The sequence below is a fragment of the Microbacterium immunditiarum genome (assembly GCF_013409785.1).
GTDB lineage: Bacteria > Actinomycetota > Actinomycetes > Actinomycetales > Microbacteriaceae > Microbacterium > Microbacterium immunditiarum.
Genome location: NZ_JACCBV010000001.1, coordinates 1 through 15,497, shown reverse-complemented (window position 1 = coordinate 15,497; position 15,497 = coordinate 1). Strand labels below are relative to the sequence as shown.

The 15,497-nt window shown below is 64.7% G+C and carries 11 protein-coding genes and 3 pseudogenes; 9 read left to right on the top strand and 5 right to left on the bottom strand.

Going from position 1 to position 15,497, the window contains the following annotated elements:
- The first annotated feature begins 25 nt into the window (after positions 1-25).
- The 5 genes and pseudogenes from BJ991_RS18540 to BJ991_RS00050 form a co-directional block, all read left to right on the top strand.
- Positions 26-157, top strand: coding sequence for a hypothetical protein (locus tag BJ991_RS18540; protein WP_281363918.1), 132 nt, complete (start codon positions 26-28; stop codon positions 155-157).
- Positions 154-669 carry a glycoside hydrolase family 113 gene (locus BJ991_RS00065; protein ID WP_179486442.1) on the top strand — a complete coding sequence of 172 codons (516 nt, stop codon included), beginning with the start codon at positions 154-156 and terminating at the stop codon, positions 667-669. Before BJ991_RS18540 ends, BJ991_RS00065 begins: the two co-directional genes overlap by 4 nt.
- The gene (locus BJ991_RS00060; RefSeq protein WP_179486441.1) at positions 666-1,613 is read left to right on the top strand and encodes an N-acetylglucosamine kinase; all 948 of its coding nucleotides are present in this window, start codon (positions 666-668) and stop codon (positions 1,611-1,613) included. The genes BJ991_RS00065 and BJ991_RS00060 overlap by 4 nt, the downstream gene beginning before the upstream one ends.
- Positions 1,614-1,799: 186 nt before the next feature.
- On the top strand, positions 1,800-1,967 hold the full coding sequence (locus tag BJ991_RS00055) for a hypothetical protein (protein WP_179486440.1): 168 nt from the start codon (positions 1,800-1,802) through the stop codon (positions 1,965-1,967).
- A gap of 243 nt (positions 1,968-2,210) precedes the next feature.
- Positions 2,211-2,570, top strand: a pseudogene (locus BJ991_RS00050) (IS1634 family transposase); the annotation flags it as partial.
- Positions 2,571-2,717: 147 nt separating this feature from the next.
- On the opposite strand, the gene BJ991_RS00045 reads toward BJ991_RS00050, so the two are convergent.
- From BJ991_RS00045 to BJ991_RS00025, 5 genes and pseudogenes are all read right to left on the bottom strand, one after another.
- Positions 2,718-2,999 carry a DUF3892 domain-containing protein gene (locus tag BJ991_RS00045; RefSeq protein ID WP_179486438.1) on the bottom strand — a complete coding sequence of 94 codons (282 nt, stop codon included), beginning with the start codon at positions 2,997-2,999 and terminating at the stop codon, positions 2,718-2,720.
- 165 nt (positions 3,000-3,164) lie between these two features.
- A complete protein-coding gene (lanKC, locus tag BJ991_RS00040; RefSeq protein WP_179486437.1) occupies positions 3,165-5,798 on the bottom strand; it encodes a class III lanthionine synthetase LanKC in 2,634 nt (877 codons plus the stop codon).
- A gap of 177 nt (positions 5,799-5,975) precedes the next feature.
- Positions 5,976-6,656 carry a response regulator transcription factor gene (locus tag BJ991_RS00035; protein WP_179486436.1) on the bottom strand — a complete coding sequence of 227 codons (681 nt, stop codon included), beginning with the start codon at positions 6,654-6,656 and terminating at the stop codon, positions 5,976-5,978.
- Positions 6,657-6,666: 10 nt separating this feature from the next.
- Complete coding sequence (locus BJ991_RS18235) at positions 6,667-7,458, bottom strand: sensor histidine kinase (protein WP_246301137.1); 792 nt, start codon at positions 7,456-7,458, stop codon at positions 6,667-6,669.
- A gap of 651 nt (positions 7,459-8,109) precedes the next feature.
- Positions 8,110-9,263 (bottom strand): annotated as a pseudogene (locus BJ991_RS00025) (IS3 family transposase); the annotation flags it as partial.
- Positions 9,264-9,677: 414 nt separating this feature from the next.
- Here BJ991_RS00025 and BJ991_RS00020 point away from each other — a divergent pair.
- From BJ991_RS00020 to BJ991_RS18730, 4 genes and pseudogenes are all read left to right on the top strand, one after another.
- Complete coding sequence (locus BJ991_RS00020) at positions 9,678-10,268, top strand: hypothetical protein (RefSeq protein ID WP_179486435.1); 591 nt, start codon at positions 9,678-9,680, stop codon at positions 10,266-10,268.
- 232 nt (positions 10,269-10,500) lie between these two features.
- On the top strand, positions 10,501-10,878 hold the full coding sequence (locus tag BJ991_RS00015; RefSeq protein WP_179486434.1) for a hypothetical protein: 378 nt from the start codon (positions 10,501-10,503) through the stop codon (positions 10,876-10,878).
- 105 nt (positions 10,879-10,983) lie between these two features.
- Entirely contained in the window at positions 10,984-11,409 is a 426-nt protein-coding gene (locus BJ991_RS00010) for a hypothetical protein (RefSeq protein ID WP_179486433.1), read from the top strand.
- Positions 11,410-11,814: 405 nt separating this feature from the next.
- A pseudogene (locus BJ991_RS18730) lies at positions 11,815-15,497 on the top strand (GDSL-type esterase/lipase family protein); the annotation flags it as partial.

Below are 15,497 nucleotides of genomic sequence, written 5' to 3'. Positions count from 1 at the left end.
GAAGAACAACTTCGCCGCGCGCGCCGTGACGATCCAGCCGCTCGAGTCGGGGCTCTCCGCCGTCCTCACCAACGAGGGCGCCGACGCGTGGAAGGGCGAGCTCGTCGTGACCCGGCGCGGCTTCGACGGTCGTGCGCTCGCAAACAGCGGATTGTGATCGACATCGGCCCGCGTTCGACGCAGACCATCGAGATCGACACGGATGCCGCGACCGCCGCCGACGCCACGGCCGAGCTGATCACGGCCGCCGCGCCAGGCGCGCGCGGCGCGTGGTTCCTCGCCGAGCCCCGCGACAGCGCCCTGCGCGCAGCCCGGACCACAGTGACGACCGTGGCAGTCGACGGGGGAGTGGACGTGACCGTGACCGCCGAGTCTCTCGTACGCGATATCGCCCTGCTCGTCGACAAGGTGGACCCCGCCTCTCAGGTCCCCAACGACTGGAATCTCATCGGCGCCCCCTCGGGTCATGCGCAGTTCCGCCACTACGAGGAGATGTTCCGGTCCTGCCGCGACCGCGACTGGGTGCGCGGTCTCATGCTGTGGGACTGGCCCGCAGCGCTCTACCCGCCCGAAGCTGCGGCGGAGAACGACGACTACTGCCCCGAAAGAAAGCCCGCCGCCTCCTACATGACGACCCAGTACGCGACCTGGAAGGGCGAAGCACGATGAGCGCCCCCACCGCGACCGGGATTCGGCTTGCCGTCGACGCCGGACAGACCGCAACGAAGGTGCGCGTCGAGCGCGACGGCGACGGTGTGGACCGGCTCTACCCGGGCGTCCGGACGCACGAGCCGCTGCTGCCACAGCTCGCACAGATCGCCCAGGCCCTGCACGAGGAGGTCGACGCGCCACTGGACGTCGTGTCGCTGGGCGTCTCGGGCCTCACCGCTCCCGACGCCGACGCCGCACACCTTCTCGCGATGCTCGGCGCGCTCGGCACCCGACAGGTGCTCCTCGCTCATGACTCCGTCACGTCCTTCCTTGGTTCGCTCGGTGACCGTCGTGGCGCGGTGATCGCCGCCGGCACCGGCGTTGTCACCCTCGGGGTGGGCGCGACCCGGGTCACGCGCGTTGACGGGTGGGGCCATATCATGGGCGACGCCGGAAGCGCATACTGGATCGGACGCGAGGCACTCGAAGCCGCAATGCGCGCCTACGACGGCCGGGAAGGGCCGACTGCGCTCACCGACGTAGTACGCGAGCGCTGGCCGAACATCGAAGACGCCTACATCGACCTGCAGTCCGATCCGGACAGGGTGCGAGTCGTGGCCTCGTTCGCCGAGGCCGTCACAGGTCTGGCTGGAACGGACGCAGCAGCAGCCCAGATCTCGCTTCGCGCCGCCCGTGAGCTGTCGAGGTCTGTGATCGCCGCGCTCGACAACGTTTCCGACCCGTTCCAGCCGGACGCTGATGAATATGTCAGCGCTGTCGGCGGCGTCTTCCGCTCCGACCAGATCAGGACCCGCTTCGAGGAGCTGACTGGCGAGGCGCGACCGCACGTACACATCGAGGACGCACGCGGTACGGGCCTCGACGGCGCCGCCCTTTTGCCGCTTCTGGCGAACGGGCACCCCCTTCAGAGCCACATCTCCGTCGCCGCACTCGACAGCTGATCGTGGTGTCACCTCGGATCCGGCGCCGAGGATCTGCTGGCGGCGACTGCCGCCACGGTCCACAACCAGGAGGTCAACGATGACACGCAGCAATAGGCGGCCGAGCAGACGACTCGGCGCAACCATCATCGCGGCGGTCGTCGCTGCGGGGCTGGTCGGCACCGCAGCGCCGGCCTTACTCGCACCTTGACGACACCCTTCATCACCGCGACAGTGGGCAAGCTGTGGCAGGGCGGCATGCAGTACGAGTTCGCCGGGACAAACCTCTACTACCTCGACTACAAGACCGAGGCGATGGTCGACGCCGTGCTCGATGCTGCTGCGGAGACCGGCTTCGACGTGGTGCGGACGTGAGGGTTCCAAGACTTTCAGAGCCCGGACGGCGCCGGATCGGTGCACCAGAACTTCGAAGGTGTCTGGTACCAGGCCTTGAGTTCCGGCATCCGTCCCTTCACATCCAACGAAAGGACGCTCATGACGACGCAGCTCGTTCCGATCAGCAACGAACCGCGCGATTACGCCGGGGGTATCCCCGGCGGCATCTCGCGCTTGTCCGGTAAGGAGGCCATCGAGCGACCCGAGGCAGAACTGTGGCTGGGCGCCCACGGGTACGTCACCAACCTCAGCATCGCCACCGCCAGTGCAGCGGAAGTCGTGACGGCGTATCACGACCTGTTCCAGGTCGAGGCGACGTTCCGGATGGCCAAGACCGACCTGCGCGCGAGACCGATATTCGCGTCGACCGCGGACTCGATCCACGCGCACCCCACCATCGTGTTCACCGCCCTCGCGATCAGCCGACACCTCTACAAGTCGACCGGCTTCACCGTCCGCCGCATCGTCCGCGCGGTGCGGTCGCTCCGGGACATCACGATCAGCATCGACTGCCACGAGCTCACCGCGCCGACACCACCCCAACGAGAGGCAGCCGAAATCCTCGTCACACTCCACCCATGAGCGTCACGCACTAAATTGACACGATCCCGGTTCGAGGAACTCCCACACTCGTTGGGGTGAGCAGCGCACAATTCGCCCAACGGCGCTGCTGGTTGTTGCTCGCCCTGATTCCGATGACAGCAGGGGTGATGCTTTGAGCTCCTACGGTCAGAAGGTGGGCAAATTGACGAGGTTGTTCGTCCATTTGCCATCTGCGTAGGTCCGCAGGTACTTCCGGCCGCGCACGGGGTCAACGACGCCGACCTGGACTCGGTTCGTGCCGCTGCCCACGACCGCTGCGCCAGGGTTGCTTTCTACCCAAGCGACCAGCGTCGGCTTATCGCTCTCGCCGGTGGTGCCCGTGCCGGTGTTCTTCCATCGGTAGCGGACGATTTCGTCCTCAGTCTTGATGGTGCCGCCGAAGCGGACGTGGGTGATTTCGATTGCCATCTGACTCCCTTTCGATTCGTACATCCGGTGCGATTGGGTGGGTTCTGCATGGGGCGAAGTGCACCTCAAACCTCGCCCCATGCACGGCGTCAGCAGGCGGCGGAGATGGTGCTGATGCAGGCGGCGCTCAGCGTGCTGGCAAACAGCAGGTCCGACTTGTTGTAGTCAGCACGGTCGAGCGACTGCAGGGACAGGAGGTAGCCCAAGATTCTCACCTCCCTCACTGGGTCGGGCCGCGGGTTGCGGCGAGTGATCCTCGACCCCATCGAACGGTGTCAGGTAGGGGACACAGACCGGTTGGTGTGGCAGTCCACTCACGTGGGCGTCGTAGTCGATCAACGTGGTGAGCACTCCGGCGGCCCCGGTTGCCAGGTCGCAGGATGCGCGCAACAGCCCGTTGCCGGCGAAGCGAATCTCGTCTTGTACATACACTGCGTGCAGCTGTAACGCGGAGATGTGATGATGCAGAGCGGCAGAAGTTGCAGGCGTGGCCAACCCGGCCTGCTCGAGCGCAAGGAGAGATTGGATTAGGCCGGCGCGCCCCTGGAAGAGCCCGCTTTGGATGGTGAAGGGCGCGATTGCCGCGCGCGTGATGCCATCGAGGGCTTCGAGATAGCGGCTGTGGCCCGGCAGATGAGTGAGCAGCTGCGTGAGGACGATACCCATTCCTGCGGACCCGTTGCCGAGGTAAGGGAGCAGACGCCATCCCTCGTCGACATGGAGCGCACCGTCTGCCGACTCCTTCAGTGAGCAAAGGTCGAAGTCGATTGCCTCGGTTGCGATGCGGAGGTGCTCGGCGTCGCCGGTGGCCTCGTACAGCCGCATCGCAAACAGGGCGCTACCCGTCGCTCCGTGCAGGAGTCCGCCTCTGCCGGTAGCGACTGTTGACTGCGGCTCCGAGACTCGCCAGCGCTCACGGATACGGGCCGCGATGCCGAGTGCGACATCTCGCAGCCCCGCATGCCTGCCGCCCTCTGCGAGAAGCGTCAGACCCACCCCGGGCTGTCCGCCGTACAGGTCGAAGCCTAGTCGGTCGTGGTTGGCGTCCGACAGCCGGACGAGATGGCGGTCGGCTGCGTCGTGGAGTCCCATGCGGCGGTACGCCCAGACCGCGCCTGCCAAGCCGTCGAGCAGGCCGAGACGTGTGGGGTAGCCGGGGCGAGACGCAGCGTCTTCGAGCCATGCAAGGTGTTGCGGTGCAAGGCGGACCCTCGCGTGGCTCAGCGCGGTGAGCACCCCCAGGGCGCCATGCGCGAGGCTGGTGGACGGCTCCCTGAATTGTGCCGGGTCGCCCGGCCACAGCCGGTCACCTCGCTCAGGTGTGGCATCCGCGAGTAGCGTTCGCGCGATTCTGCTTGGCGTGGCTGGGGCGGTGACTGTCACCGCAGCCGAGGTGTCCCGCCGACGCAGGACTGCGACATGGTCGTCGACCCAACGCTGTCCGAGGTCGAACCGATCTGCTGCTTCGCAGACGAGCTCGCCCACCTTGCGCGCACTGAGGTTCAACAGCGGGATCAGCGGCACGAACATGAACAGCTCGGTGCAGGCGAGGGCATACAGGTCTTGACCGAGCGCGTCCCGTCCATCTGTCGCGACGAACCCTGGAGCGCCGATCACCGCAGACCCACCGTCGTCGACCGGGCGGGACATCTCTAGATCGATCAGAATGACGGTGCCGTCACCTCGCACAAGGATGTTCCCGGGATGAAGGTCGCCGTGCACCCGCCCGGTGTCGTGCAGCGCGGCTACCGCCTGCCGCAACGAAGCAGCAACGGTGAACGCCCACTCCCGGTATGCACGTCGCACGTCGAGCGAGTGTTCGGAGCTGACGAGCGGATTGTGGGCTGCGACCGCGGTGCTCAACGACACCGCGTCGATGCGTTCCATCGCAAGGTATGCGTGATCGTGCGCCATGAACGTGGCTTGAACCGCTGGCACAGGGACTCGGCCCTGCAGAGACTGAAGGAGCGCCTCCTCGTCACGCAGTCGCTCGGCGGCGTCTCTGCCGTCAGGTGTCCACCCGACGTGCGGGCGGGCCTCTTTCAAGATCACTGGTCGACCTTCCAACTCCGCCTCATACACGCCGCCCGCGTTGGAGAATTGCAGCGCGCCCCGAATCCGGGGGAAGCCTTGCGGGGGCGTGGTCCCGAGAGCGTCCAATTCGATCTGGAGAAAGTCTGGAATGCGCACCCATGGTGGGACATGGAACGCGGTTGCTCGCACGTCAGGAACCAGCACTCCCGTGTCCAGATCTCGTACCGCGAGCACGTCGGCACCGTCATGATTCACGAACTGTCGGGTGAAGGCGCCGTAGCGGACGAAGACGGGACCCTGCTTCCAGCGGAGGTCGGTCAGCACATACGGCGAAGCCATGCCAGCCAGGGCGGCGTCCAGTTCGGTGAGATGTGAGTGCAGATCGGCGGGTGAGAGCGGGTAGATGGTGATGAACTTGCCGGTGACATGGCGATCGCCGTCTTTGCTCAGCGTCACTTGCAGGATTCGGCGGTCGCGGAGGAACTTGAATGGGAGCCCGTTGCGGTGGCAGTACAGGGACACTTGCTCGAGGACGACGCCCGCTGTGGCCAGGGTGGCGCCGACGTGAATCTTCCAGCCCTGCTCGGGAAGCGTCGCGTCGGGCGGCATCCAGAACGACCACGTTCCGTCGTCGGCCGGCGACCAGGTCGCCCACGTGGCGGAATCGGAAGGTTCGAACAGCTCATGCGGTGCCTCGCGAGCTCGGCTCGGCTCGTCGTAGAAGAGCGGGTCTGCTACCGCGTAACGCGGGTATGTTGCGTCCACATGTCCCCATCAATGTCGGCGCGGATGGTGCACGACATTGTGTGTCCGGGCGCGGGGCGTGACCGCACGACGTGTAAGTGCTGTTGGAGGCCGCGCGCCGCTGTTTCACGCGGGAGAAGCGGGCGCGCTCGCATCCGAAGGCATCAGCAGCCTCTATTTTCGCGTCTGCAAGTTCACTCAAATGAGTGAATCGGCATCGCGGTCCAGATGGTTGCGGGCGCCCCAAAGCGCGAGTTGGGTGCGGTCTTCCACGCCGACTTTCTTCAACGCGGAATGCAGCTGTGACCGGACAGTGTGGACGGAGACGCTTAGACGTTCGGCGATCTGGTCGTTGCTTGTGGTGCCGCTGGAGAGCACGGAGACGACACGCCGTTCAGCAGTTGACAGTCGAGCGACCACGAGGTGGTCGGTTGCTCCGCGGCGCGCGAATTCTCGGAGGACGGGGGCGGTGACCAGTCCAGAGAGGAGGGCCTCCCCACGTACTGCGGCGCGAATCGCGGTCAGCAGTTGATCGGAGTCGTGGCTCTTGAGCAGGTACCCGATCGCGCCCGCGTCCAGGGCTTCCGTCACGTACGCGTCAATCGCGTAACTGGTCATCACGATGACCGCGATTGGCGGCTCGGTCGATCGGACAAGTTCCCGGGTTGCCTCCACACCACTCAATCCAGGCATTTGCAGGTCCATGAGCACCACGTCGGCACGCTCACGGCGTGCAACCGTGACGGCGTCCGCCCCGTTGGAGACCTCGCCGAGGACTTGTACGCCACCTGCTGATTCCAGCTGCAGGCGCAGTCCTTTGCGAACCGAGCGGTTGTCGTCGGCGATCAGAACGCGGATCGGGGTGGGTCTGGCCGTCATCGTCTTGGTCTCAGTCTCCGTCGGGTTGGGCGACCGGGATGACGAACCTCATCATCCAGCCACCCCCTGGTGTCGGTCCGAACACCAGTGTGCCGCGCAGCAGGTCGATGCGTTCACGGATCCCGCTGAGTCCCCAGCCCAAGTCGAGGCCCCCGATTGGGCCGGTTCCGGCCGGCGATGGACCGTTCCGGATGGTCACCTCGAGACGGTCCACCCGCGCGGCAATATCGATATCGACCTCTGCGCCGGGCGCGTGCTTTGCGGCGTTGGTGATGGCCTCCTGGGCGCACCGATACGCGGTCGCCGAGACGACAGCCGGAAGCTCATCGACACGCCCGGTCGTGGCGAGCCGGATGTGCATCCCCCGCGTCTGCCAGTACTCGACGAGCTCATTGGCCTGTCGCAGGTCCCGGGTCATCTCACGCGGCTCCGTGCCTGCTGCGCGCAGATCAGCGAGAGCACCCGCAAGGCTTGCTGCCGCGAAGCGGCCCTCGTTTCGCACCTCTTCGACCAGGTGCAGCGCTTCTTCCGGCTGCGCGGGGGCGATCGTGAGCGCGGCGTCGGCAAGGGTGATCAGACCCGCCAAGTGCTGTCCAGCCACATCGTGAAGTTCCTGCGCGATCCGGGCCCGCTCCCGCTGCTGCGCTTCTTCGACACGCTGCGTGTGGTAGCGCTTGGCCGTCTCAGCCTCGATGCGCGCGAGGCTCACGCGGCGAGACTGCGTTCCCCACCAAGCGCCGAGCGCAGTGCCGGCGGCCGCTGGCGCGGCGATCCGCACTGCCTCGGCCGTCACGAAGCCCATTGCGGCATTAATTGACATTCCGTACGCCAAAGTCCATAGGAACAGTGCTCCGACGGTGACCACAACGACACCCACCAGCCACAGGATTGAGACGGTGACCGAATTCCGAGTTGCCAGCAGGAACAGCGACAGCGCCATTACGAGGTACATGCCGATCAGCCACGTTGGGACCGCGAGGCCCACAGCCAGACAGATATAGACAGCGGTCGTGATCAGAACCGTCGCCTCGGGCCAGCGACCACTCAACAAGAACGCGCCTGCTTGTACGGCGCACCCGAGGATGAGGATGGAGAGCGTGAGCGGTGGCGGCAACTCGAGGGTCCACTCGGCCTCACCATCGATGAGAAAAGCCACAGGTTGTGCAAGGACCTGGATCACGGTCGTCACGAAGACGGTGAGCGCGAGCACGAGAGCGGAGCGCCGGGTGCCCAAGATCCGATCCGCGTTCACACTAAGCTCGTCAGCTCCGGGCGTGGTCGGCAGTGCGGACGCATCGGCTGTGAACACGCTCACGACCACGACCTTAGTTGGTCGCGGGCGATCGCTATGTGATCGAGTATCCGAGCCGAATTCGAGGCAATCCGCACGATCGCCGTGAAGCTCGGTATCGGTTGGGTCTGCTGTGGGAATAGGTGACAGTTTCGGTTGGGCCGCGAGGGCCAGGGTGTTGGTCATGATGGTCTCGAATTCGACGGGCGTCAAACGGCCGAGGCGAGCCTGTCGGCGCCGGCGGTGATAGGTCCATTCGATCCAGGTGACGATCGCGATCCGCAGCTCCTGTCGCGTTGCCCAGGAGCGGCGGTCGAGGACGTTCTGCTGCAGCAGTGAGAAGAAGCTCTCCATGGCCGCGTTGTCGCCAGCCGCGCCCACTCGCCCCACCGACCCGACCATGCGGTGACATGCCAATTCGCGCACCACCTTCCGGGAACGAAATTGCGAGCCCCTGTCGCTGTGAACCACGCAACCAGCGACGTCGCCGCGCAGCGCGACGGCGTTGCGGATGGCGTTCACGACGAGGCGGGACTTCATGCGCGAGTCGATGGAGTAGCCGACGATCTTGTTCGAGAACACATCCTTGAACGCGCAGAGGTAGAGCTTGCCCTCCGCGATCTTGTGTTCGGTGATGTCCGTCAACCACAACCGGTTCGGGGCGCCGGCGGTGAAGACGCGCTCGACGAGGTCGTCGTGGACGGGCGGGCCTGCCTTCTTACCGTTCTTGCCGCGCTTGCGCCCGAACGTCGACCACCAGCCGTTGTCGCGGCAGATCCGCCACGCCGTCCGATCCGACATGACCTCTCCAGCATCACGAGCCTCGTCGGTCAGGAACCGGTGCCCGAACTCCGGGTCGTCCCGATGCGCGTCAACAACGCGTCCGCGCGGTACACCTCGTCGCGATCCCGATCGGTGATCGGGCGTGTGAGCCAGCGGTAGAACGGCTCGCGAGCTTGAGCACCCGGCACGTCACCGCGACGGGGATCCCGTCGGCGGCGAGCTCGACCACGGGCGGGTACATCATCTTCCCGGCAGATGCGCCCGCGAGAAATACGCCGCCGCGCGAGGGAGGACCTCGTTCTCCTGCTCCAGCAACCGGTTGCGCTTGCGCAGCTCACGCAACTCGGCGTTCTCCGCCGCGGTCGCCCCGGGCCTGGCCCCGGTCTCGACGGCAGCCTGACGCATCCAGTTCTGCAAGCAGGTCTCTCTGATCCCGAAGTCCGCCGCGATCTGACGCAACGGCACCCGGGCTCACGGTTCTCGGCGACGCGGACGACATCGTCACGGAACTCGCGCGGGTAGGGCTTGGGCATGGTACTCATCGCTTCCAGCGAGGCCTCACAGCACCACAGATCAGATGTCACCTGTTCCTACAGCAGACCCATCCTAGGGTCCGGATGCACGGTGGTGAGCGACCAACCGAAGCACCGTGGCATTCAGGTCAGACTCGGGATTCAACGCTCGTGCGGATGCAGTAGTCCTTTTGAGTGAACTTTGGCCCGGAGATCGATGCGTCTAGACACGATCCGAAAATCGGCCTGCCTATCGGCTCCTCGTGTCGCCACCCCCTGGCAACGGTGCAAATCCGTATCGAGGTCGGGCTCCATCTCGCCGCTGGAGCTTGTTCCTTGCGGGTTGGACAACGCAGAAACGGTTGGATCGGGGCTTGCTTACGTCGGCTTGCCCGACCGTAGTATTCCTCCCACCTGATCAAGGAGGAGGGGTCCATGCCCAGAGTCGATCCGTCTGACGTCTCTCGCCGCACGATGCTGCGTGTCGCGGTAGCGGGCGCCGGCATCATTCTGATGCAACCGCTCGGCGCACTATTTGCGACGCGGGCGACCGCCGCCGAACTCACCACGGCACCGCCCAGCACAGCGGAAGACTCCGCGAGCCAGAAAGCCGCTGGATGGTTGTCCAGAGCAACGCTGCCGCCCGGGGCAATCCGTTCCGCATCGAGCCCTTCACCTTATTTCGACATCCAACACACCGAGTGGTGGTGCGCGCCGATGGCGGTTAAGACTGCGTACTGGAGGATCGCGGGGGCGAGTGTCGCCGAGACGGCAAATTGGCTGAACGCCCACCCAACCGCTGACCTGACAGTGCCTGTGCAGCACCCGATCCCAGCCGACGCGGATGTTGACATCGCGTCTGTAGGGAACGTGCCGTTCCAGGGGGCACTGGAAGGTATCGCGTTCACCGTCGCGAAGATGAGCGATGGTGTAGCGGTCCGCGGAGAGTTCGGGGCGATCCCAGAGTCGGCCACGCGCCGGAACTTCAGAGCGGGCACCGGTTTGGGTGGGCCCGGGCAAGGTTAGGCCGTTGAAACGGAGCTCGTCGCCATCGATGCCGCATCGTCGGAGGCGTGTAAACCGAGTCGCCAGGGGCAAGCTCGGTGCATCCGCTGTTGCAGTTGCGCTCTCGCTCGCTGGGTGTGCTGCGCCCGCAGGCGAAGCGGTCGCCACAGGATCCGCTGACATCACGACGAGTACCTCGAGCGCCACCTCGACGACCTTGAGTACGCCGGAGTCACCGACGCCCACTCCATCGATGGTCTCCGAGGACGCACGCGACACCGAGTACCGCGAGCAAGTCGCCGCCTGGACCGCGCCCCTACCTCCCGGCTTCGCTTGGCCGGCGACCCGGACGGGTACGCCTGCCGGCAAGTGGGGACACGGCGGCGACTGGGACGGGTACACGACGGCAGCCGGCATCTACCACTGCATGCTCGTGTACGCAGCCTGGGACGCCTACTTCCTAAACGATGACCCAATCCTCTCCAAGGACTACGCCGCCCGCGCCGACGCGACCCAACCCGATATGCCCTACCCAAACTTGTTGACACGCGACGACGGGACCATCCGCGATCAGGAACTTGCGAGCGAGAGCGGCATCTGCAAGGGCTTCGTCGGCGACCTGCGTGAGTAGAGCACCAACCCAAGAAGGCCTGCCGCCTGAGAAGCGACACGGGGCTTCTTCAATGCCCGTCCTCGGACCCTCGGGGGCGGTTCACCTAAGAGAGGAAACGCGAAGATGGTCACTGTCACCGCAACCGGCTCCCATGGAGGCAGCGCCTCGGGCTCTGTCGAGGGCGTCATCAGCTGGGGCACCTGGCGGGCCATGAAGTGGGGGGTTTGCCAGGTGAAGCTGAACTACTTCACTTGCGACAACTACAAGGACGGTTGCAATACGACCTACCGAAACCTGCCCACCCGGTTCCGCATCGGCCTCCGCAACTCAGGTGGCACCCAAGTCGGGTACGCGGAGTGGAACAAGAACGAGCTGGGCGTTACGAAGAACATCAGCATTCCAACCAATGGGAGCTACGCACTCAACAGCAGGTTCCTCTTCGACAACGGCACGATGTACGGCACAGCGCAGCCCGGCCAGCCCTGCTACGAAACGTACCCCACGGTCAACTTCAGCGTGTCATTGACCTTCGACCCGTACACCGGCTGAACGGTGGCGAAGCGTGCGCCGGCGAGCGATCCCATCAAAGAAGTTACGGACCGGAACAGAGAGTACGTCATTCCGGACGACTCATTCGCCCGGGTCACGAAGCCTGGCTAGACCGTCGGCCCCGCTCTGGTCGTCGTTGGCAGAAGAGGCCGCGGCATCGGAGAGACATCAAGCGTTTGCCCACAAACCGTGCACGGAGCCAGACCTGGCTCGGCACCTGTTCCAGATGGGGAGCAAGATGATCGCAGAAATCACGCTGACGATTGAAGCGTCGCGCGGCGGAGAACTCGCGCTTCATTTCGTGGAGGATCGACAGTGAGCCGAGCGGTAGTCGCGGTGATGAAACATGTTGCGGTCGTCGCAACAGTGGGAATGGTTGTAGTCCTCGGAACTGCGAGTTCAGCGGTGGCTGCGGACTCGCCGCCGTCCGAGGAAGCGAATAAGACCATTCATCAGGCGGCGAGCGGCATTCCTGCCAAGGATCGGAATGCTCTCCTTGGCGCGGACTGGTCGACGTCGGGGGACATCTCGAGGGTTGTGATGGGTGGTCCCGACGGGCTAACTGTGTTGCAGGCGGAGGGTGATTCGGGTTATCAGTGGCATGCGGTGGCTGCGTTACCGATCTACGAGGCGGCCACGAATCTGTGGATCTCGAACAGTTGTGTCACCTCGAGCGGGAAGTACATGGCCGTAGTGTACGGTCCACGCGAGATCACGAACTCGGAGAGAAGGTTCGGGGGCGGGGCCAACGCCGTCATCGTGGAGTTCGCGACGGGCAAGGTCCGCGAGCTTGGCACCGGGTTCTCGATCGCGTACTTCAACCCCGGGTGCGGTGCCGGCGACACAGTCACGTTCACCCGTGTCGATACCAGTGCATCGACCACGCTGTTGGCGGTTGTTGATGCAACCACAGGAGACGTGCGCAATCGTGCCTTGATCGGGGGGCAGGCGACGTCAGCTATCGCGGACGCGGCCGGTACCGTTTACGCCGTGACGGCGAAGGGCATCCTTCGAGCGTCGCCTGATGGAAAGCCATCGGTCTTCGCTTCCACGGCCGGGGCCGCGTATGACTTGTCGATCGATGACCAAGGGAGGCTCGGCTATGTCGCCTCACGTGGTGACGGGCAGGCTGCCGCATATCTCATGCCGACTTCCGGTAAGGCCAAGGCGCGGGAGATCGCGTCAGGTGATGTGGCTCAGCTTGGGCTGCGTCGTTCTCCTCAAGGCGGATTCTTCCTACTCGGCTCCGACCTAAGGACAGACATTTCAACGGCCGACGCGGTCACCGCGCTTCCGGATGCTGGCCCGCGTGACGTGATCTCTGACAAAGGTCGACTGATCGTGAAGTCTGCTGTGCCGGCGGGGCTGGCCACGGCTGTCAATGCGGAGAGCGCTGCGACTCGGACCGCCTGGATCAATGCCAAGGTGCCTGGGACGCACAGAGCGCTGAGCTTCGACGTAGGAGACGTAGCAGCCTCCGTCAAGGCACGATCACACGCCGATGACGATGGATCCGAGATGTTCCAGGGGTCCGCGGATACCTCTAGTTCCGATAGCGCAGTCACGGGTTCGGTCGCGGCTTTGTCGGTCACGGCGTTTCAACCGGCGTCTTCGACGACCCCGACGTCTGCCGCGATGGCATCCGTCGGCGGCGGAATGGTGCCGATGACGGGCGATCCGCACGACCCGGCGGAGTCTGAACGGTACTGTGCGGTTCCTCGAAACGACCCGGGCAACCAGGCATTCCAGCCCAAACCCCGTCAGATCGAGTGGGCAGTCGACCGCGCCGTGAAGGGTCAGCTCACGGAGACTCGTCCCGCCAATTGGCGTGGACAGGGGATGGACGCGTACGTGCCGCAGGTGGAGTTCCCTCTGGTGGCCCCAACCGGTGGCGGGGGTATACCGCCGCAGATCGTGCTCGGTGTGCTGATGCAGGAATCGAACCTGTGGCAGGCGGACAAGTACACGCAGCCCGGCGACACCGGGAACCCGCTCATCGGTGACTTCTATGGCAACCGAGGATCCTCGCTGTGGACGATCGACTACCCAGATGCGGACTGTGGATATGGGGTCGGTCAGATCACCGATGGAATGCGGCTGGCCGGTCACGAGAAACCTGGAGTGACTGCGCTGTCATATCGGAAGCAGCGTGAGATCGCTCTTGACTATGAGGCAAATATCGCGATGGCGGTACGGATGCTCGGGCAGAAGTGGAATGAGCTCGTTGCGGCCGGAATCACGATGAACAACGCTGACTCCTCCCGGATTGAGAACTGGTTTGCCACGGTGTGGGCGTACAACACCGGGCTCCAGCCGAACGGTGAGTACAACCCGACAGGGTGCAGTCCGAGTGACACCTGCACGGGCGAGGACGGCACGTGGGGTCTGGGCTGGGCCAACAACCCGATCAACCCCAACTATCCGGCCTCTCGGGCGCCTTTCCTGCAGGGCAACCACGCCGCCGACGCGGCCACGCCGCAGTACTGGTCATATCCCGAGAAGGTGATGGGGTGGGCCGCATGGGGATCGGCGCTCGTTCAGACGCAGAAGGCGGACGCGTCGACGCGCACGAACCCCGCGATCTACGTGTCGTCCTACAACCTGGCATGGTGGGGAGGCGGTGCGTCCCCGATCCCGGAGACGAACCGGCTGCACGTGGATCCGCCTTTCGGTTCATTCTGCACAACGGCGGACAACTATTGTGATCCGCTGGCGTCATCGCCATGCGCACTCACCAGCCTGCAATGCTGGTGGCATCAACCTGTGACCTGGAAGCCCGACTGTTCGACGTCCTGTGGCTACGGCGCGGAGCGTTTCCCGTGGCCGACGTATAGCACCGAGGCCAGCAGCACTGATCCGAGCCTGGGAGCGCCATCGAACGTGTTGTTGACGAGTTTCCCCGCAAACTGCACGCCGCCGCCAAGTGGTGTGACGGTCGTCGACGACACCACTCAAGAATCTGCACGAAAAGCGGGGGAGTGTACGAGACAGCCGACCTCTGGCTCGTTCCAGTTCACCTTCGCGTCGGCGGACAGCAACGGGAACTATCCGGCGAAGATCGACCTTCATCAAGGTGGTGGCGGCTACAACGCGCATTTCTACTTCGCGCACATGCAACTGGGCTCCGTGCCGAGCGGGAAGATCACCGGCACATGGACGTACGGAAGCTCGTTGACCAACAAGTGGACGCGGGTGTGGGTGCACCTGCCTGATCACGCCGGATGGACTCAGCAGGCCGCATACACGATCGGCCTCGGAGGGTCGAACTCTGAGACCAGATATCTCCCACAACGTCGCTACAGCAATGAGTGGGTGAGCTTGGGAGTGTTCCTGGTGAACGGGACACCAACGGTATCCCTGAGCAACGTCATGACGACCGCGGATGATCCAAACGGCATCGCTGGCATCGAAGACATCGCGTGGGACGCCGTCGGGTTCCAGCCATTAGCAAGCAAGCCGGACGATTTCGTCGTCGCGCTGGGTGACTCGTACACATCCGGCGAGGGCGCCGGCAGCTACGAGCCCTGGAGCGACAACAACGGCAGCTTCGCGGCAGAGCGCAACGCCTGCCACGTCTCCACGAACTCGTGGATTCGCAAGACAGTGCTCCCCGGCGACACGCAGAGCATCGGGACGCGCGCGGACGAGCATGCCGCGAGCCTGGACTTCCACACCGTCGCGTGTGCCGGCGCGCAGACCGAGAACCTGCTGCCGTTCTACACCGTCCCGTCGGGAACCGCACCCGCTAACGGGGAAGGCCAGCGCGGCAGCTCGACCCAATACGGCATGGTCTCGCAACTTGACGCGGGCTACCTGGACGAGAACACGACGCTCGTAACACTCTCGATCGGCGGGAACGACATGCGTTTCCCGCCTGTCGTCCAAGCATGCATCATCGCGTTTTTTGCTGTCTTTGGAGCGGACTGTTCGGACTCCGTCCTGGAGGGCGACACCCTCGGCGCCGAGGATGCCAGCGCTGCCCGCCTGTCTGGCGAGTTCCACACCAGCCTTGGCGTGGTCCTTGCGGAGATACGATCCCGAGCACCGAACGCCAAGATCGTGCTGATGGGATACCCGAAGCTGTTCGA

Bases quoted from the DNA above. Each gene is read 5' to 3' on its own strand.
- BJ991_RS00060 (WP_179486441.1), top strand. From the start codon at position 666: ATGAGCGCCCCCACCGCGACCGGGATTCGGCTTGCCGTCGACGCCGGA.
- BJ991_RS00045 (WP_179486438.1), bottom strand. From the start codon at position 2,999: ATGGCAATCGAAATCACCCACGTCCGCTTCGGCGGCACCATCAAGACT.
- BJ991_RS00035 (WP_179486436.1), bottom strand. From the start codon at position 6,656: ATGACGGCCAGACCCACCCCGATCCGCGTTCTGATCGCCGACGACAAC.
- BJ991_RS18235 (WP_246301137.1), bottom strand. From the start codon at position 7,458: ATGGGCTTCGTGACGGCCGAGGCAGTGCGGATCGCCGCGCCAGCGGCC.
- BJ991_RS00020 (WP_179486435.1), top strand. From the start codon at position 9,678: ATGCCCAGAGTCGATCCGTCTGACGTCTCTCGCCGCACGATGCTGCGT.
- BJ991_RS00015 (WP_179486434.1), top strand. From the start codon at position 10,501: ATGGTCTCCGAGGACGCACGCGACACCGAGTACCGCGAGCAAGTCGCC.
- BJ991_RS00010 (WP_179486433.1), top strand. From the start codon at position 10,984: ATGGTCACTGTCACCGCAACCGGCTCCCATGGAGGCAGCGCCTCGGGC.